The organism is Rhodococcus sp. NPDC056506, assembly GCF_042794945.1.
Lineage (GTDB): Bacteria > Actinomycetota > Actinomycetes > Mycobacteriales > Mycobacteriaceae > Rhodococcus_F.
In genome coordinates this window covers 1-18,021 of record NZ_JBHTSW010000057.1, presented here as the reverse complement: position 1 = coordinate 18,021, position 18,021 = coordinate 1, and the positions used below count along the sequence as shown (strand labels likewise).

Annotated in this window: 17 protein-coding genes; 10 read left to right on the top strand and 7 right to left on the bottom strand. The window is 61.6% G+C overall.

Going from position 1 to position 18,021, the window contains the following annotated elements:
• Window positions 1-7: 7 nt before the first annotated feature.
• Genes ACFQ6H_RS27585 through ACFQ6H_RS27575 form a run of 3 tightly spaced genes read left to right on the top strand, consistent with a single transcriptional unit; the run spans window position 8 to window position 4,445 of the window.
• Window positions 8-1,417, top strand: a complete 1,410-nt coding sequence (locus tag ACFQ6H_RS27585) for a dihydrolipoyl dehydrogenase family protein (protein WP_378650043.1) — start codon at window positions 8-10, stop codon at window positions 1,415-1,417.
• 29 nt (window positions 1,418-1,446) lie between these two features.
• Window positions 1,447-2,976: a carboxylesterase/lipase family protein gene (locus ACFQ6H_RS27580; protein WP_378650031.1), complete on the top strand. Its 1,530-nt coding sequence runs from the start codon at window positions 1,447-1,449 to the stop codon at window positions 2,974-2,976.
• Entirely contained in the window at window positions 2,973-4,445 is a 1,473-nt protein-coding gene (locus tag ACFQ6H_RS27575; RefSeq protein ID WP_378650029.1) for a carboxylesterase/lipase family protein, read from the top strand. Before ACFQ6H_RS27580 ends, ACFQ6H_RS27575 begins: the two co-directional genes overlap by 4 nt.
• Window positions 4,446-4,452: 7 nt before the next feature.
• Here ACFQ6H_RS27575 and ACFQ6H_RS27570 read toward each other — a convergent pair whose 3' ends face one another.
• Both ACFQ6H_RS27570 and ACFQ6H_RS27565 read right to left on the bottom strand, forming a co-directional pair.
• A complete protein-coding gene (locus ACFQ6H_RS27570) occupies window positions 4,453-4,878 on the bottom strand; it encodes a hypothetical protein (protein WP_378532573.1) in 426 nt (141 codons plus the stop codon).
• Complete coding sequence (locus tag ACFQ6H_RS27565; protein ID WP_378532571.1) at window positions 4,875-5,465, bottom strand: helix-turn-helix domain-containing protein; 591 nt, start codon at window positions 5,463-5,465, stop codon at window positions 4,875-4,877. Before ACFQ6H_RS27565 ends, ACFQ6H_RS27570 begins: the two co-directional genes overlap by 4 nt.
• Window positions 5,466-5,631: 166 nt before the next feature.
• Here ACFQ6H_RS27565 and ACFQ6H_RS27560 point away from each other — a divergent pair, with 166 nt between their 5' ends.
• From ACFQ6H_RS27560 to ACFQ6H_RS27535, 6 genes are all read left to right on the top strand, one after another.
• Window positions 5,632-6,417, top strand: a complete 786-nt coding sequence (locus tag ACFQ6H_RS27560; protein WP_378532569.1) for an aldolase — start codon at window positions 5,632-5,634, stop codon at window positions 6,415-6,417.
• 33 nt (window positions 6,418-6,450) lie between these two features.
• Window positions 6,451-7,353: a dihydrodipicolinate synthase family protein gene (locus tag ACFQ6H_RS27555; protein WP_378650006.1), complete on the top strand. Its 903-nt coding sequence runs from the start codon at window positions 6,451-6,453 to the stop codon at window positions 7,351-7,353.
• 59 nt (window positions 7,354-7,412) lie between these two features.
• Window positions 7,413-8,273: an SDR family oxidoreductase gene (locus ACFQ6H_RS27550; protein WP_378650004.1), complete on the top strand. Its 861-nt coding sequence runs from the start codon at window positions 7,413-7,415 to the stop codon at window positions 8,271-8,273.
• Window positions 8,273-10,066, top strand: a complete 1,794-nt coding sequence (locus tag ACFQ6H_RS27545; protein WP_378650002.1) for a DEAD/DEAH box helicase family protein — start codon at window positions 8,273-8,275, stop codon at window positions 10,064-10,066. The genes ACFQ6H_RS27550 and ACFQ6H_RS27545 overlap by 1 nt, the downstream gene beginning before the upstream one ends.
• A 199-nt stretch (window positions 10,067-10,265) precedes the next feature.
• Window positions 10,266-10,742 carry a nitroreductase/quinone reductase family protein gene (locus ACFQ6H_RS27540; RefSeq protein ID WP_378543477.1) on the top strand — a complete coding sequence of 159 codons (477 nt, stop codon included), beginning with the start codon at window positions 10,266-10,268 and terminating at the stop codon, window positions 10,740-10,742.
• Between the two features lie 57 nt (window positions 10,743-10,799).
• Window positions 10,800-11,579, top strand: a complete 780-nt coding sequence (locus ACFQ6H_RS27535; protein WP_378650000.1) for a DUF427 domain-containing protein — start codon at window positions 10,800-10,802, stop codon at window positions 11,577-11,579.
• Window positions 11,580-11,626: 47 nt separating this feature from the next.
• On the opposite strand, the gene ACFQ6H_RS27530 is transcribed toward ACFQ6H_RS27535, so the two are convergent.
• Window positions 11,627-12,859, bottom strand: coding sequence for an MFS transporter (locus ACFQ6H_RS27530; RefSeq protein ID WP_378649998.1), 1,233 nt, complete (start codon window positions 12,857-12,859; stop codon window positions 11,627-11,629).
• A 72-nt stretch (window positions 12,860-12,931) separates the two neighbouring features.
• Here ACFQ6H_RS27530 and ACFQ6H_RS27525 point away from each other — a divergent pair, with 72 nt between their 5' ends.
• Window positions 12,932-13,807, top strand: coding sequence for a LysR family transcriptional regulator (locus ACFQ6H_RS27525; protein WP_378446383.1), 876 nt, complete (start codon window positions 12,932-12,934; stop codon window positions 13,805-13,807).
• Here ACFQ6H_RS27525 and ACFQ6H_RS27520 read toward each other — a convergent pair.
• The 4 genes from ACFQ6H_RS27520 to cobF all read right to left on the bottom strand — a co-directional run bounded on the left by ACFQ6H_RS27520 (window position 13,800) and on the right by cobF (window position 17,908).
• Entirely contained in the window at window positions 13,800-14,666 is an 867-nt protein-coding gene (locus tag ACFQ6H_RS27520; RefSeq protein WP_378649996.1) for an Fpg/Nei family DNA glycosylase, read from the bottom strand. The two genes, ACFQ6H_RS27525 and ACFQ6H_RS27520, sit on opposite strands and share 8 nt — an antisense overlap.
• 40 nt (window positions 14,667-14,706) lie before the next feature.
• Entirely contained in the window at window positions 14,707-15,882 is a 1,176-nt protein-coding gene (locus tag ACFQ6H_RS27515; RefSeq protein WP_378649994.1) for a diguanylate cyclase domain-containing protein, read from the bottom strand.
• Window positions 15,883-15,925: 43 nt separating this feature from the next.
• Window positions 15,926-17,092 carry a diguanylate cyclase gene (locus tag ACFQ6H_RS27510; RefSeq protein WP_378649992.1) on the bottom strand — a complete coding sequence of 389 codons (1,167 nt, stop codon included), beginning with the start codon at window positions 17,090-17,092 and terminating at the stop codon, window positions 15,926-15,928.
• 75 nt (window positions 17,093-17,167) lie between these two features.
• A complete protein-coding gene (cobF, locus tag ACFQ6H_RS27505) occupies window positions 17,168-17,908 on the bottom strand; it encodes a precorrin-6A synthase (deacetylating) (protein ID WP_378649990.1) in 741 nt (246 codons plus the stop codon).
• Window positions 17,909-18,021 lie beyond the last annotated feature (113 nt).

The following is an 18,021-nucleotide window of genomic DNA, read 5'->3' as shown; positions in this document are numbered from 1 at the left end:
TGGAGCAATGACCGACGAATTCGATGTCATCGTGATCGGCGGTGGGCCTGCTGGTGAGAACGCCGCCGCATACGCCATCGCCGGGAGTAATCGCACCGCCGCAATCGTGGAACACGAACTGGTCGGCGGTGAATGCTCGTATTGGGCCTGTATGCCCAGCAAGGCGTTACTGCGTCCAGGGCAGGTCCTCGAAGCGGCCGACGCGTTGCCCGGTATCCCGGCCGGACCGCTGGACGTCGGGGCCGTCCTGAAACGGCGCGACTCGTTCACCCACAACCACGACGATTCGTCCCAGGTCGACTGGGCAACCTCGGTGGGCATCACCGTGATCAAAGGCCACGGAGTGATCGACGGCGAGCGAGCAGTGACCGTCGACGGGACCCGTAAGCTCCGCGCCCGCCAGGCAGTCGTACTCGCTACGGGAACAACTGCCACCGTCCCGAAGACACCGGGATTGCGCGAGGCGCTCCCGTGGACCTCGCGCGATGCGACCAACCTGCACGAGGTTCCGTCGCGAGTGGCGGTCATCGGCGGCGGAGTGGTCGCAACGGAGTGCGCAACGTGGTTGTCGTCGTTCGGCGCTCACGTGACGCTGCTCGTGAGGGGCGATGCTCTCTTGAAATCAGCAGAACCGTTTGCCGGAACGATGGTTGCCGAAGCACTCGGCGCCCGCGGTGTGGATGTTCGACTGAGCACTGACGTCAACTCGGTCTCACGCCCCGATGCCAAGGACACCGGCGAAGGCCACATCCACGGAGGACCCGTCAGCATCGAGACCTCTTCCGGCGTGATCGAGGTCGACGAGGTCATCGTCGCGGCGGGCCGCGGTCCGACCTCTGCCGATCTCGGCTTGTCCGCCATCGGCCTCGAGGACGGCAAGTACGTCACCACCGACGACCACCTCTGTGCCCAAGGTGAGTGGCTCTACGCAGTCGGCGACATCAACGGCCGTTCACCCCTGACCCACATGGGCAAGTATCAAGCGAGAGTGTGCGGAGACGTCATCGCAGCGCGAGCCGAGAGTCGGGGACTGCGCGGACCTCGATACACGGCGTCGTCAGACAACGGGCAGGTTCCCCAGGTGGTATTCACCTCACCCGAGATCGCCTGGGTGGGACGCACCGAGAAGAAAGCTCGCGACGACGGCTACGACGTCGAAGTCGTGGAGATCGAACTCGCCGTCGCGGGATCTTCACTGCTGCGTGACGACTACTCGGGACGCGCGAAGTTGGTGATCGACAAGGCCACCGACGTGATCCTCGGCGCTACCTTCGCCGGGCCCGAAGTATCCGAACTGGTGCATGCGGCGACAATCGCGGTGGTCGGCGCCGTACCACTGGAAACTCTGTGGCATGCGGTGCCCTCGTATCCGACGGTCAGTGAGGTCTGGCTTCGATTGCTGGAGGCTCGCCGCTGACGCGATCCCGAAGTACGTATAGTCGCGACATGGCGTCCGACATACTTGTGACCACGGCCGACGGCATTCTGCGCGGCCGCCGGGTGGGAAAACTTCGTGCCTGGCGCGGAATTCCCTACGCCCGGCCGCCGGTCGGAACACTGCGTCTGACGCGACCCCAGCCGGTCACGCCGTGGTCCGGAGAACGCGACGCGACCAGATTCGGCGACGCGTCTGTCCAGCACAAGAAGGGGCTGCTGCTCGCGCCCGGGAAGTACCAGCCCAGCAGCGAAGACTGCCTGACGCTCAACGTGCTCGCTCCGGCGAACACCGGAAATACTCTGCGTCCCGTCATGGTTTTCATCCACGGCGGGGCCAACACCATCGGAACCTCCGCCACCGGCCTGTACTCCGGCGTGTCCCTCGTCGAACGCGGCGACGTCGTCTACGTCTCGATCAACTACCGGCTCGGCGCTCTGGGCTACCTCGATTTCACCCCGTTCTCCACATCCGAGCGCGTATTCGACTCCAACCTCGGACTGCGCGATCAGGTCGCGGCGCTGCAGTGGGTGCAACGCAACATCGCCGCCTTCGGTGGGGATCCCGACAAAGTCACGATTTTCGGTGAATCCGCCGGAGCCACTGCCGTCACCACCCTGATGGCCACTCCGGCCGCCAAGGGACTCTTCGCCGGGGCTATCGCCGAAAGTTCGGCTCCGGATCTGGTCTCGAGCACTCAGCGATCACACGCCTGGGGTGCGCGTTTCGTCGAGATCCTCAATTCCGGTCTACCGCCCGCGAAAGCCCTGACCTCGGCGACAGCCGTCGAATTGGGCCGAGCCGGAAGCCGACTGGGCGCCGAAGTACTCGCGAACACACCTGGACTACATCCCTTCGGACCGGTCGTCGACGGCGACTTCCTTCCGCGCTCCCCCTTGGACGCATTCAAAGAGGGATCGGCACACCAGGTTCCGATGATCATCGGAACCAACAGACGAGAGGGAACGCTGTTCCCGAAAGTGCTCGACGCACTCCCGACCAACCCGTCGCGCATCGACACCATGTTCGCCCTCACCGATCCCGAAGCCGGGAAACGCATCCTCGCAACCTATCCCGGTTATCCGGACGAGCAGTCCGCGATCGACGTCGGCGGCGACGTCACGTTCTGGCACCCGTCCGTGGAGTTGATGCAAGCGCACGCACAATCGGCGCCGACGTACGCCTACCGATTCGACTTCGCGCCGACGATGATGCGTTGGCTCGGCCTCGACGCCACCCACGGATTCGAGATGTTCGCAGTCTTCGGTATCGGTGACACGGTGATCGGGCGCGGCCTCACTCTTCCCGGTGGTCGACGCGGACTGCGCGCAGTCACCGAATCCGTTCAGGGACACTGGCTTCACTTCGCCGAGCACGGCTCGCCGCGCGGATCGTGGCCGCGCTACGACGCGCAGGAGCGTCGGACCATGATCTTCGACCAGATCGTGCGCGTCGAGAACGATCCCAGACGTGAACAACGCTTGGCCTGGGCGGGATACAGCGGTTACCGCAGCCACGGCACCGACATCCCTCTACCGTGACGAGCCCTCTCGAGATCACTCTCGATTCCGGAATCGTGCGCGGCCGCCTCGATCGAGGACTGCGCGCCTGGCGAGCAATCCCCTACGCAGCGGCCCCGACCGGTCCTTGGAGATTTCGCGCACCACAGCCGGTCGAGGCTTGGAATGGTGTCCGCCCGGCGGAAGCATTCGGCTCTCCATCTCCGCAGCGCAAGAGCAACTTCGACGAGAACTCTCTGTTCGTGAACGTCGTGGCCCCTCGGCTACCTTCTGATTCGCTGCGACCGGTCATGGTCTTCATTCACGGCGGCGCGTACAACGGTGGGAATCCGTCGACGCCCATGTACCGCGGAACGACCCTGGTCGAGCGAGGCGACATCGTCTACGTCTCGATCCAATATCGTCTCGGCGCGTTGGGTTACCTCGATTTCAGCGAATACTCCACTGCCGAGCAACCATTCGAGACGAACCTCGGATTGCGCGATCAGATCGCCGCACTGACGTGGGTCCAACGCAACATCGCCGCTTTCGGTGGCGACCCGAACGCCGTCACCGTCTTCGGTGAATCGTCCGGCGCCAACGCGGTCACCACTCTGATGGCAACGCCGGCGGCACGAGGGCTGTTCGCCCGGGCCATCGCGCAAAGTCCGCCGGCCGCTTCCGCATACGGAAAAGAGCGAGCGCACCGCTGGGCACGCGAGTTCCTCGAGATCGCACATGCTCCGGAAACCGATCCGGCATCGTGGCTGCGCTCCGCTTCGGTGAAAGAACTGGTGGATACCGGCGAAGAACTTGCGCGCCGCGGCGCCGACGAAGAACCCGGAACGCGGGCATTTGCTCCCGTAGTGGGTGACGACGTCCTTCCCGAACACCCGCTCGACGTGTTCGCAGCGGGAAAAGCCCACCCCGTCCCGTTGCTGGTCGGTTCGAATCTCCATGAGGGGCGGATCTTTCCGCGCGTTCTCGACATCTTGCCTACCAACCCGGTTCGGATCGAGAAGATGTTCTCCCACACCACCCCTGAAGTGAAAGCACGTGCGCTCGCGGCGTATCCCACATATCCGCACCGGTTTGCTGCCGCAGATCTCGGCGGCGACATCACGTTCTGGGAACCGGCGATACTCTGTGCACAGGGTCATTGCCAGGTAGCTCCTACCTACAGTTACCGTTACGACTTTGCGCCGCGACTGCTCCGACTCATCGGCATGGGCGCTACCCACGCCACCGAATTGCTTGCGGTCTTCGGGCGTTCGGATGCACTCACCGCGGCCTTGACCGCAGTCGGAGGGCGCCACGGACTGACTGCGGTGACCTCCACCATGCAGCGCCACTGGATCCATTTCGCCCACCACGGAGTGCCGGACCGGGAATGGCCCGCCTACTCCGTACCGGAGCGGCAAACAATGGTTTTCGACGAGACGTCCCGAGTGGAGAAGGACCCGATGGGTGAGCGTCGACGGGCTTGGATCGGCTACGAGCACAGGCGCTGAAGCCCGATCAGAAAAACTGGCCTTTCACGAAACCTGCGAGTAGGACGGCGAATCCGCCGACCTCTCCGAGAATCAGCAGGAACATTCCGAGGTGCAGGGGCGGACCGGCGGACTCGAACTGGTTGTCGGTGTCTTTCATCGCACCGTGAGCGATGTAGCTGAATATCGCTGCAAGAAAGAAGAATACGACCACTGCTGCGCTGGTCAGGTTGATCCACGTCGGCCACGCACTGAGTTCGACGAACACCGCGATCAACAGCGTTGCAAACGAGTACATCAGTGCTGCGCGGTGTGCGATGTCGACATACGGATGGGCGAGGTGATTGTCCGAGGTAGCCATCTGTTGGTATTTCCAGATGCCCAGGCACAGGGAGAGCAGGAAGATCAGACCCGCCGCGAGCAGCGTGAGTGTCGTATCGGTCCCGAGCGTCATCTGCTCACCCCGCAGTGCGTTTCCAGCGAGTCACCGCTGGGTGATCCAGCCGAAGGCTTGTCGTAGACGACAACCAGCACCACCGCACGATCCGCCGACACCGACCGCATCCGGTGCGGCGTATTCGCGTCGAAGTACAAACTGTCGCCGGCGTCGAGGTGCATCGTCTGACCGGGGATTTCGAATTCCACAGATCCGGAGTGCACGAACACGAACTCCTCTCCCGTGTGGTCCATGAACTTGGGACCCATCACCGAGGACGGATGAACCACGAACGGCTGCATGGCCTTTCCGACCAGTGAGGGCGCGATCGGATCGTAGACGGAAGACTGCACGGAGGTGGCCGGGTCGATCACGCGGTCCTTCGCGCGCACGATCGTCATGGCATTTCCCTCCATACTGTCCGAGAACAGTTGCCCCACATCGGCATCGAGCACACGCGCAATCTTGAGTGCCACCGCGATCGACGGGGTACTGATACCCCGCTCGACCTTGGAGAGATAGCTCTTCGTCAGCCCGGTCTGCTCGGCCAGGCCCTCGAGCGTCAGACCGGCACGACGCCGATGTGTCCGCAGAAACGCTGCCATTCGATTCCCCTCACGAGACTTTGTGTCATCACCCTACCAACACATTGACCTGCGATGACCAGCACCATACGAACCCAGGGTTGCGCAATTCCGTCCTATATGACACTTTGTGTCCTGTAGGTGACTGAATGTCATCTACTCCTGGGTCCCGAGAAAGGCACACCCCATGACCGACACGATGCATGCGAGCAAGCAAGAACTCATGGCCACCGCCGAGACGAAGATGCTCACCGAAGTAACCACAGGTAGTTGGACCCTTCGACAGAAAATCGCGTTGACCTGCAGGGCGCTGTCGGAGGCCGGCCACGATTCCGGCCTTGCCGGCCAGATCTCCGCCCGCGGTGAGCAGCCCGGCACGTTTGTCACCCAGCGACTCGGCCTCGGGTTCGACGAGATCACCGAGGACAACCTCCTGCTTGTCAACGAGGATCTCGAGGTTCTGGACGGGGAGGGAATGCCGAACCCCGCCAACAGGTTCCACAGCTGGATCTACCGCGCCCGACCCGACGTCAACTGCATCGTCCACACGCACCCATTGCACGCGACGGCGTTGTCGATGCTCGAGATTCCCCTCGTCGTGTCCCAGATGGACATCGCACCCCTCTACGACGATTGCGCATTTCTTGCCGACTGGCCCGGAGTTCCTGTGGGAAACGAGGAGGGCGAGATCATTTCGGCTGCACTCGGCGACAAGCGGGCAATTCTGCTCGCCCACCACGGCCAACTCGTCGTCGGCAACACGGTCGAAGAGGCATGCTCCCTCGGACATCTGATCGAGCGGGCCGCGCGGCTGCAGTTGCTGGCGATGGCTGCCGGCGACATCAAGCCGCTACCGCCTCGCCTGGCGAAGGAGGCACACGATTGGACGCTGACTCCTCGGCGCAGCGAGGCGAACTTCGCGTACTACGCCCGCCGCGCTCTCCGCAATCACCCAGACACGCTGACCAACTGAATTTCGTTTCTCACCAACAGAACAGAGAATCTCATGAGCAGCACCATCAAGGGAATCGTCGCCTATCCCATCACCCCGTTCGACCGCGATACCGGAGCGTTCGATTCCAAGCCGCTACACACGCTCCTCGACAACATGATCGGCAGTGGTGTCGACGCGATAGCTCCGCTCGGCAGTACCGGCGAGAGCGCCTATCTCGACGACGCGGAATGGGAGACAGTCGCCCGGGAGACCCTCGACTACGTCGACCGCCGAGTCCCCACCGTCGTCGGCGTATCGGACCTGACGACGGCGGGAGCACTCCGCCGAGCATCGATCGCGGCAGACGCCGGAGCCGACGCAGTCATGATCCTTCCCACGTCGTACTGGCATCTGGGTGAGCAGGAGATTCGTGAACACGTCACTGCGGTAGCCGATTCCGTCGACATTCCGACGATGATCTACAACAATCCGGCCACCACCGGTATCGACATGTCACCGGAGTTTCTCGTCGATCTCGTCTCCACCGTCGACGGCATCACGATGATCAAGGAATCCACCGGCGACATCACCCGGATGAACCGCATCAACGAACTGAGCGGTGGCACGATCCCCTTTTTCAACGGCAGCAATCCTCTTGCACTGCAATCTTTCTCTGCCGGTGCACGCGGATGGTGCACGGCAGCCCCGTGTCTGGCCCCAGGGCAGGTGGTGCACTTCTGGCGTCTACTCGAATCCGGTGATCGGTCGGGTGCCGCCGCTGTGTTCGAACAGATCGAGCCACTACTGAAGGTCCTCGTCAGTCGCGGACTGCCGTCGACGGTCAAAGCCGGGTTGGAATTTCTCGGCGTCGACGCCGGCCTTCCCCGCCGGCCCCTGCTGCCCCTCGACGACAACACCAGGACTGCTCTGTCCGATGCGTTGTCGGTGGCTCGCGGTGTAATCGTCGCGTCGTGACCTGACGTGGGAGTGGGTTCCGGCAAGATGGAATGCACACCGACCGAAGGAGGGGCACCATGTCCGTAGATTCACGGTCTGCGAGGATCGCCGTCACCGGCGCTACCGGTCATATCGGCGGCCTGGTGGCCGCGTCGTTGGCCGACGCAGGTGTCCCGCAGCGGCTGATCGCACGTTCGGTCAATCGATTGCCGCAGCTCGACGGTGCCGATTCTGCCGAGACCACATACGGGGATCGCGAGCGCGCTCTCGCGGCTTTGGCGGGAATCGACACGCTTTTCATGGTGTCGGCGGCCGAAAGCGCAGATCGCCTGGATCAGCATCGCACCTTCGTCGATGCCGCAGCGGCGGCCGGGGTCAGGCACATCGTGTACACGTCTTTCCTCGGCGCCGCTCCGGACGCAACGTTCACGCTCGCGCGCGATCACTGGGTCACCGAAGAACACATCCGTGCTTCCGGACTCGCATTCACCTTCCTGCGCGACAGCTTCTACCTCGATTTCCTACCCGCTCTCGCCGGCGAAGACGGTGTGATCCGGGGCCCCGCAGGAAACGGTCTCGTGGGCGCTGTAGCGCGATCCGACATTGCTGCCGTCGCTGTCTCGGTTCTGCAGGATCTGGATTCCCATGTCGGACAGACGTACAACCTGACCGGACGGGAGGCGCTGACGCTCTCCGAGGCGGCGAGCATCATCACCGAAGTCACGGGCAAGCAGACCACGTACGTCGAGGAAACTGTCGAGGAAGCTTACGAATCACGGGCGTCGTACAACGCACCGGCCTGGGAACTCGACGCGTGGGTATCGACGTACACCGCAATCGCGCAGGGTGAATTGTCGCTGATCACGGGCACCGTGGAGGACCTTGTCGGCCGGCCTGCGCTCACGCTGCGTGAATTCCTCACAGCAGAAACCGCCTGATGCCACCACGCAAAGCAACCACGGCACGCAAGGCTGCCGCAAAGAAGGCTGCACCCAAGAAGGCTGCACCCAAGAGGAACACGACCAGAAAGACCGCCCCGAAGAAGACTGTCGCAAAGAAGAGCTCACGCGCGACGATGCCGGATGTGCCGACTGCCGGCCCTGGTGAGAGCGTCTGGCTCCTCGACGTTCCCTTTCGGACGCCGGCGCCTGGTGCGCAGTTCGTCAAGAAATGGAAGAGCTACGCGTGGGTCGGTACGGAGTTGCCCGTAGAACTCGCTCCATTCAAGGCACTCCCCTTCTCGTATCAGCAATGGGTAGAGGACGACATCAATGACGGCACCGGTGAACGTCCCGTGGCCGCACCCAAAATTCCGCGACCCGAACAGGTTTCGGGGGCGAGCGCCGTCGTCGACGCTGCTCGCGCCGGTAAACGCGGATTTCTGTTGGCAGACAATGCGGGCCTGGGTAAAACGCTCATCGCGGTGATGTCGGCCAAGACGATTGCCGAAGAGCGCGGCGAAACCAACATCCTCGTCCTCGTCGATCGACCGGCACAGATCACCATTCCACATTGGCGCTATTCCATCGCCTCGGTGGGCGACGGCGGCTTCCGTTGGCTGATCATGTCGCCTGACCAATTGAAGAAACTGATCGCACGAAACGGGCGCCCCAAGTACACGTTCGGTGTGGTGATTGCTGACGAGGCCCAGCTGTACAGCAACGACACACAGCGCACCGCTGCTTTCGAGAAGGTTGCGCGCTTTTCGAATGCGCACGAGCAGGCGCCCTTCGTCCTGTCCGTGACAGCAACACCGGGACACACGCCAGCCGATCAGCGTTACCTGGCACCACTTTTTGCGCAGTTGCATTCGGAGCCCTCCGAATACTGGTCGGACCTCGGCGCCAGGCTTGTCGAGTCCGGTCTTCCGCTGGACAAGTCCTACGGGAAGTGGACGTGGAGCGCTGAGGCGAAGGAATCACCGACACTGCAATCCCAGGCACTCGACACCGTACGGGGGTGGATGTCGAACAGTAAACCGCCCTTGATGATTCATCGACCGACGCCGTGGGGGCCCGTTCCACTGGACGGTATGCCGATCGACCTCACGCATGCCCAGCGCGCCGAGTACGAGACGGAGTGGGCCGAGTACGCGTACGAGATGGGCTTGGCCCGTAAAAGCCGCAACATTGCTCGGGGTCGTGCGCTGGTTCTCCGCTATCGGCAGAAGGCGGGAATGATCCGTGCCGAGTCGACAGCTCAGTGGGCGCAAGCCCAGGTCAAGGCAGGCAAGCAGGTGTTGGTGGCCGTCGAGTTCGTCTCCACGGCAGGCGATCCGCTGGTCGAGATGATCGAAGACGCCGGGATCTCGGTCGCGAAACTGTTCGGCGCGGTAGCGGACAAGGAGGGCCAGCGTCTGCGATTTCAACGCGGGGACGCACCCGTCATTGTCTTCAATGTCACGACCTCGATTTCGCTCCATGCCAACGAAGCGCTCCCCGACGGCTCTCACGCGTCCTCGTTGCCACGGACGGGGATCTTTCATCAACCGCGATACTCAGGAATCGCGGCAGAACAGACGTTCGGTCGGTCACATCGCGACTACCAAACGTGTCCGTGGGTCATACCCTTCGGCGTGGGCACCAAGGAAGAGGACGTCGCCACGGTCATGTTGCGCAATCTCAATTCCGTGACCGGCCTGAAAGGGGGCGATCGATCCGGACTGCGGTCGCTGTCCGAATTGCTCGGTGTCGAATGGCTCGAGCCCGAAGTCTTGACGTCGGAGGCCTGACCTTCCAGCGAACATCCACCGACCAAAAACGGGCGGTTTCAGAGATTTGCCCCAATTCCTCTCCACCAAAACCGAATTCGGCTGACCGCTTCATTCCTTTCGGGACCTTGGGACTCAGGTATCTGTGACCTGACGTGGCAGACTCTTTCGAGTCGAGGTGCACCAGCCTCGAAACAGTGCCGAGAATGCGAGGGGTCCGATGCGCAATATCTACCGGTCATTGATGCGCAATGTCGGCCATACACAATGGTTCTCGGATCTCGGCAAGGATCTGGTTCCGCTCGATCGAGCAGTGCAGAGAGTATCGGGAGGCAAGCTCTCGCTGGTCGGAGAGAACACCGTGACTCAGCTACTGCTCACCACGACGGGCCGTAAGACCGGCCGTTCTCGCACCACGCCACTCCTGTACGCACCCGACGGCGATGCGTTCGTCGTCGTCGGATCCAACTGGGGGCAGGATACGCATCCAGCGTGGACACTCAATTTGATGGCCAACCCCACTGCGATCGTGACGGTGAAGGGCGTCGAAATTCAGGTCGGTGCAACCCTGGCGGAGGGCGCCACGCGTAAGAAACTGTGGACGCTCGCGACCACCGCGTGGCCGCCGTACGAAACCTACGCCGATCGAGCATTCGGGCGCCAGATCCGCGTATTTCGGCTCCACCCTGTCAAATAGCTGCTGCCGGGCGCAGGATGGGAAGGACAACCTGCCGAATCTCAGGAGCATTCACGAATGTCCACAGCACTGACTCACGCAGAAGACACACAGGTCAAAGCTTCAAACGGGCGGATCGCACTCGAGCCGAACTCCCGCCGAATTCGAGCATTCTTCGCTGGTCACGCCGTCGCTGACACCGCTCGTTCGGTGTATCTGTTCGAACGCGGCCGCCTGCCGATGTACTACATCCCCCTCACCGACGTTCGCAACGAATTCCTCGTCCCGACGTCGACGACCACCCATTGCCCGTGGAAGGGTGACGCCACATACTGGACTATCGAGATCGGGGATCGCCGCGCCGAGGACGCCGTCTGGTCCTACCCTCAACAGTTCGACGGTTCCTTGGAACTGAGTGAGTACGTCGCGTTCTACTGGGATCGCATGGACGCCTGGTTCGAAGAAGATCAACAGGTCTTTGTCCACGCCCGAGATCCATACGTACGTATCGACGCACTCCCCTCGTCCCGCCACGTCCAGGTCTTTGTCGGCGACATACTGGTCGCCGAGACGACACGACCCCGACTGCTCTTCGAAACCGGCCTGCCTACCCGCTATTACATTCCGAGAATCGACGTCCGCAGCGAGTACTTTGTCGCGTCCCCGACCACCACTGCTTGCCCGTACAAGGGCACCGCGTCGTATCTGTCCTTCACCGGCACAACCGAACTCGCACCGATCGACGATCTGGCGTGGTTCTATCCGTTCACCACCGCCGAAGCGTCCGGGATCGACGACCACGTGTCGTTCTATCCCGAACGCGTCGGCAAGATCCTGGTGGACGGTGCCGAAATCTGAGAAAGGTTCAGGGATCTGAAAGGTGCTGGAATCGAGAAGGTGGCTGCCTATCCCACCGCGACAGGGGATTCCGGGATTCGCAGTTCAGCCGTCTCCAGGCGGCGATCGTGCATCCACACCAACGCCGTTGCAAGGGAGAAGACCAACCCGGCGATGCATACTCCGTTCCAGCCGTGCGACTTCCACACCACTGATCCCACTGCCGAACCCACGGCAGCACCGACGAAGTAGGTCGTCATGTACACGGAGTTCACACGCGAACGTGCTTCGGGGACAAGGGCGTAGATCACATTCTGGTTACTGACGTGTACTCCCTGCAGCGCGAGATCGGCAAGAACGATGGCAACAAGAAACCACACTATGTGCGCGGCACCGGCGACAAAAAGAAGCCACGAGACCAACAGAATCGCAATGGCGCCGCCGGTTGCCACCTGACCCAATCCCCGATCGGCCAGTCTGCCTGCCACTGTCGCCATCAAGGCTCCTGCCACACCGAGAAGTCCGACGAGGCCGATTTGAGTGTCGCTGTAGCCGAATTCGTCGGAGAGCAGAAAGGCCATGGTTGTGAAAACAGTGCTGACAGCAGCAAAGGCCAACCCGCCCATAGCCGATCGAGTTCTCAGTCGCGGCAACGTCGCAGCCAACCTACCTACCGAAGCAAGCGTGGCGCCGTAACCGGCCTTCGGGCGATCTGCGGAATCGGACGGCAGAGATCGCCACAATGCCACGGCCATTCCCACCATCAGCACCGCCGCCACCTTGTATACCGTCGACCAACCTCCCAGTCCGGAGAGCACGCCGGCAACGCTGCGCGCCAACAGGATTCCGATCAGTAGTCCGCTCATGATCGTGCCGACCACCTGACCGGACCTCTCAGGCTCGGCCAGTGAGGCGGCAAACGGGATCAGTACCTGCGCGGCGACCGAAAAGACTCCAGCGACTGCGATTCCCACTGCCAGCGTGGCAAAGTTCGGCGCAAATCCGCTGACCGCTTGACCGGTCGCCGCCAGCAGCATGAGCCCTACCGTCAGCTTGCGTCGGTCCACCATGTCGCCTACCGGAACCAAGAGTATCAATCCGAGTGCATACGCGACCTGCGCAATGGTCACCGTCGCGGCCGCGGTCGAGGCCGACACATTCAAGTGATTCGCGATGGAATCGAGGAGTGGCTGATTGAAATAGTTACCGCCCGCGCACAGGCCCGTCGCTGCAGCCATCAGCAGCACTGTCGGTAGTCCGAGCCTCGGACGCGCGTCGCTTGAAATCATGTCGCCAAGCATGACCCTCCACACCGGCGTGCGTCCAATAGATGGATACGCATGATCTATCGCCGAGAACGATAGATTGGTGATATGGAACTACGTCACATTCGCTACGCCCTTGCCGTCGCGGAAGACAGACACTTCAGCCGGGCCGCCGCGCGGTTGCACGTTTCCCAGTCCGCCCTGAGCGCCCAGATCAGAGACCTCGAAAAGGAACTGGGAGTAGAACTGTTCAACCGGAACAGTCGCAACGTCGGCCTGACTGCTGCCGGCGAGGTTTTTGTCGCGCGCTCGCGTGAGGTACTCGGCGCCATGTCGAGACTGGTCAGCGATGTCTCGGCTCGGAGCAACGAGCAGGTGCGGCTGACGGTAGGCACCATCACCTCGGCAGGACGCGTCGACGTCGGCCGCGCGCTGGCAGATCTGACACGGCGGCATCCCGCCATCAACATCACCGCGCGGCCCTACGGCAGTGAAGTAGTGATCGAGGGAGTTCGGTCCGGCGCGATCGACGTCGGCATTGTCGGATTGGCCGCCGGCCGCCTACCCAAGAGCTTTGCCGCGGCACCGTTGTGGAGTGAACCGACCGCAGCGTTTGTCGCTCCCGACCATCCCTTTGCCCAGGCCTCGTCGATCAGGCTCGAAGACCTACGAGATCACACTCTCGTGGACTTCGCCTCGGGCAGCGAGGCCCGTGTCCAAACCGACCAGGCCTTCGCCGAATCACAGGTCCCACGCGGAAAAACTCTCGAAGCCAACTCCGTAGACCTGATCTGTTCACTGACCGCCAACGGTTTGGGCGTCGGCCTGCTCCCCCAGTCCATGAGCGCCCTACATCCCGAACTGATCTGCATTCCGATCACCGATGCACCGCATCGGATCGTCCACGCAATAACCGAACCCACCCATTCGTCTGCCCTCGCCCGAGAGTTCGTCGAACTGCTCGCGGCGCAGTTCGCTACTTGAGTAGTTTCGACATTCGCCTGTCCGCCAATGGCTTACCACCCGTCTGGCACGTCGCGCAGTACTGAAAAGAGCGTTCTGCGAACGACACTTCGCGTACGACGTCACCGCACACCGGGCAGGGAAGTCCTGTGCGCGCGTGTACTTGCATCCCCGAGCGTTTCTCACCCTTGAGTCGGGCCGCGTCCTGACCCTCGGAACGCTCGACCGCATCGGCCAGCGTGGATCGCATCACGGTGTACAGCGTCGAAATCTGCTCCGGAGTCAGGCGCGACGACGTCGCGAAGGGCGAGAGCTTCGCGGTATGGAGGATCTCGTCCGAATAGGCGTTCCCGATACCGGCGATCAGCGACTGATCAACTATCGAGTTCTTGATCCGGGCCGACGTGCCGCCCAGAATTTCTGCGAACTCCGCTTCCGTCACAGCCATCGCGTCCGGCCCCAATCGCGCGATGCCTGGAACCTCTTGCGGATCGCTGACCACCCAGACTGCCAGGCGCTTCTTGGTACCTGCTTCGGTGAGATCGAACGCCGGCGTCAACCCTTCGGGTGTGAAGAAATGAACGCGTAGCGCCAACGGCCCCTTGCCAGGCTTCGGCGGTGCTGCCGACGGATTGTCGAGCCACCGCATCCAACCGGCACGGGAGAGATGCGTGACCAACCACAACCCGTCGCAGTCCAGCGCCAGATGCTTTCCGAAGCGGGCGGCGCCCGTCACGTCACGCCCCTGCACGGCCGTGATCGGCGGATCGAAGGTCTTGAGCACACTCAGTGCGGCGATGTCGACGCGTCCCACCACTGCGCCGACCGCGTGCTGACGAAGGAACCCTGCCAGCGCTTCCACCTCGGGTAGTTCAGGCATGGCAACAGACTAGCGCCGACCACGGACACTCACAGCGCGCTCAGCCGGTTTCAGTCTGCAGAACCACCGAGTACCCACCTCGCGCCTTCGCGGAATACATCGCCCGATCCGCTCGCCGCAGCAGAGTCGGGTAGGCGACCAACGCATCGTCAACCGAGTCGAAAGGCCCTGCCACTTTCGCGATTCCGACGCTTATCGCCACCGGTGGATGATCGGGCGAGGTGATCGTCGGACGCCGAAGTTCGTGCGCGAGTCGATCGACCGAGCGTTGATCGACCGAATCGACGATTACGAACTCGTCGCCGCCTATCCGTGCGATCAACGCCGTCGGTCCGGCGCTGTCGACCAGTCGCGCTCCGACTTTTTCGATCACCGCATCGCCGACGCTGTGCCCGTACTCGTCGTTGATCGCTTTGAATCGATTGATGTCGACCGCGGCGACAACCAAGAGAGTCGAGTGCTTGTGCGAGCGTTCAAGTAAGAGCCGTACTTCGTCTGCCAGCCCCCTTCTGTTCAGCAATCCGGTCAGCGGGTCCAATTGCGAATTCAGCGCATCGGTACTGAGGATCGAGAGTATGAACTGACAGGCAAAGGGAATCACGTAGATCGCTGCACCCACTAGAACAACCAGCGCGAGAAGAACCGGAATATCGGAATAGTTCTCGACAATGGCAATGCGTGTCACGATCCCGATGACTACGACGAACACCCACAACATGTGCAGGCTCTGAAGTCGAGCATTGTGAAAGAACGCGATGTAACCGCCGATCACGGAGAACATCACTGCATGCGCCAATGCCGCAAGTGGATTGGAGTACAACAGCATTGCTGCGGCTATTCCCACTTCTGAATAGAGCACGAAGGCGTATGACCACGAGCGAGACAGATTGCGCTTCGTCGAGAGAACAAGGACCATCATCACGGTTACGACGATGATCACCAGATTCGCAGTGCGCGCATGCGCGCTCGTCGGCCCCTGTGCACTGAATCGAGTCAAGAACATGATGACCGTGACCAGCACCAACGAGGAGACGACCAGAAAACGTGAAGCGATGGTCAGCCCCTTGTCCGCAAGGTAGCGATTGAAAGTATCGAATTGATCCGGCCGCTCATACCAATCGACGAGTTGCGAAGAGATCATCCGAAATGCTGGACCCGAGAGCGGTCGTTGCGACGCGACGACGTCCGAACGCTCTGCACCCCCGGTTGTTCCCATGAGGTCAGGGTAATCCAGTCAACTCCCCGCAATCAGACAAATATCACGGTTTTTCTTCGCACATCACAACCTGATTGCCGCCGCCGGCCTTCGCTCGGTACATCGAGGTGTCGGCTACTCGAAACAGTTCCGTCAACTCCTCGTCGGAAATGATCGCCGACCATTGAGCAGAGGTGATCGCCACTCCGACACTGGTCGTCACTGCCGGATCACGATCGTCGATTCGCAAGTGCCTCCGCAGCTTGTCTTCGAATGCAGGCGCTGCACCGGTGTCTATCATGTCGACCAACACGAACTCGTCCCCACCGAACCTGGCGAAGAGTGCGTTTTCGCTGCCACACCACCGCAGTCGATCAGCAATCTGACGAAGTACAAGATCGCCTTCTTCGTGCCCGTGCGAGTCGTTGACGCTTTTGAACGAATCGACATCGACAATCGCGACGACATAAGACGATTTGCTCGACGCATGTCCCGTTGCCCCCAACTCGACTACTGCTCGCTGCAGCCCGCGCCGATTCAGGAGACCGGTCAACGGATCGACATCCGAACTTTCGGCGTCGGATCCGAGAAGTGAGAGGACGAACTGGCATGCAAACGGCACGACGACGATCGCGGTGGCGATGATCAGACACAGTGCAGTGGCCAACGCAGGGTCCGCGTAGTCCGCGACCTTTCGCCCGACGAGTGCTAGAACCACGATGGACAGCGCGATGTGAACTGCTTGGAGTCTCGCATTGTGGAAGTAAGCGATGTAACCGCCGATCAGCGCGAAGAGCACACACTGGATCAACCCGATGAACGGATCGCTGTTCAGGAATACACCGACGAAGACGCCGACCTCGCAGTAGACGACAAAGAAATACGACCACCGACGTGTGATTTCGGGTAAGAGACAGAAGAGCACGATCACCGCGACCGTGACGGCGATGATCACGGCGTTGACGACACTGGTGACGTGGTTGTGAACGCCCGCATCGCTGAAGCGCAACAGAGTCATCGCGATGATGACCGTCGTCAGGGAGCTGACAACCAGCAATCGGACAGCTAGCTCCAGGCCCTTCGTGGCGAGGTATCGATTGAAACTGTCGAATCGATCAGGGTTCCGATACCACTGGGCGAGAAGATCCAGAGCCGACTTCACCGCTGATTTTTCACGGCCACGCGGTGCGGGCAGAATCGACTGCTGTCGATCCTGCCCGAACGATGTCATGCGCAGATCATAGGTGCGCAGACCGTCATTCGGGATCAAGAGCGCAGGATCGACGACGCAATCTGTGGCCGGTTGTCAGCGCCGAATGAGGTACGTATCCATGATCCAGCCGTGCTTCTCTCGCAGCTCCGCCCGACGCGCGACGATCCGATCTTCGACGTCGCGCAGTTTGCCGGAAATCAACTCCTCGTCCGAGGTTCCGAGGTACGCACCCCACCAGATCTCGGCGTCGTCTTCGGCCACCTGAGTGAACGTGCAATGCGCGTCGAGCATCACGACGGCGTTGTCCACTCCGTCAGGTAATCCCTCGGCCAGTTTGCGGCCGGTCGTGATGTGGATGGGTTCGCCGATGCGGTTCAGGACGATCCGGTGTTGTGCAGCCAACGACTGCACGCTCGTGATCCCCGGGATGACGGAGTAGTCGAACGACACTCTCCCGCGAGCGAGCACGCGCTCGACGATCCGCAGAGTGCTGTCGTAGAGGGAAGGGTCACCCCAGACGAGAATCGCGCCCACTCCGGGTTCGGCCGCGAATTCCGCTTCGAATTTCGCTGCCCTGCGCTCGTGCCAGTCCTCGACGACACCTTCGTAATCGGTCGGGGTTCGGTCCCGCGGTGGGTCCGTGATCTCGACCACCCTGTAGTCGAGATGAACGTGCTCGTCGAGGATGCCGGTTCGCAGGTCGACCAGAGCCTGCTTCTCGTCACCCTTTCCGATGATGAAGAAGGTATCGGCCCTGTTCATGGCCTTGATCGCCTGAACAGTCACCTGGTCGGGATCACCCGCACCGATACCGATCACCAAGAGTTCGCGCATGCGCTGAGGCTATATTGCTGTGCGCCGTTATTAAACGCCGGGGGGTAATAAAGGGGCACAGCAGGCTAGGCCCAAGAAAGATTAACCTGAATGTATCCACAGCTTAAAAAGAC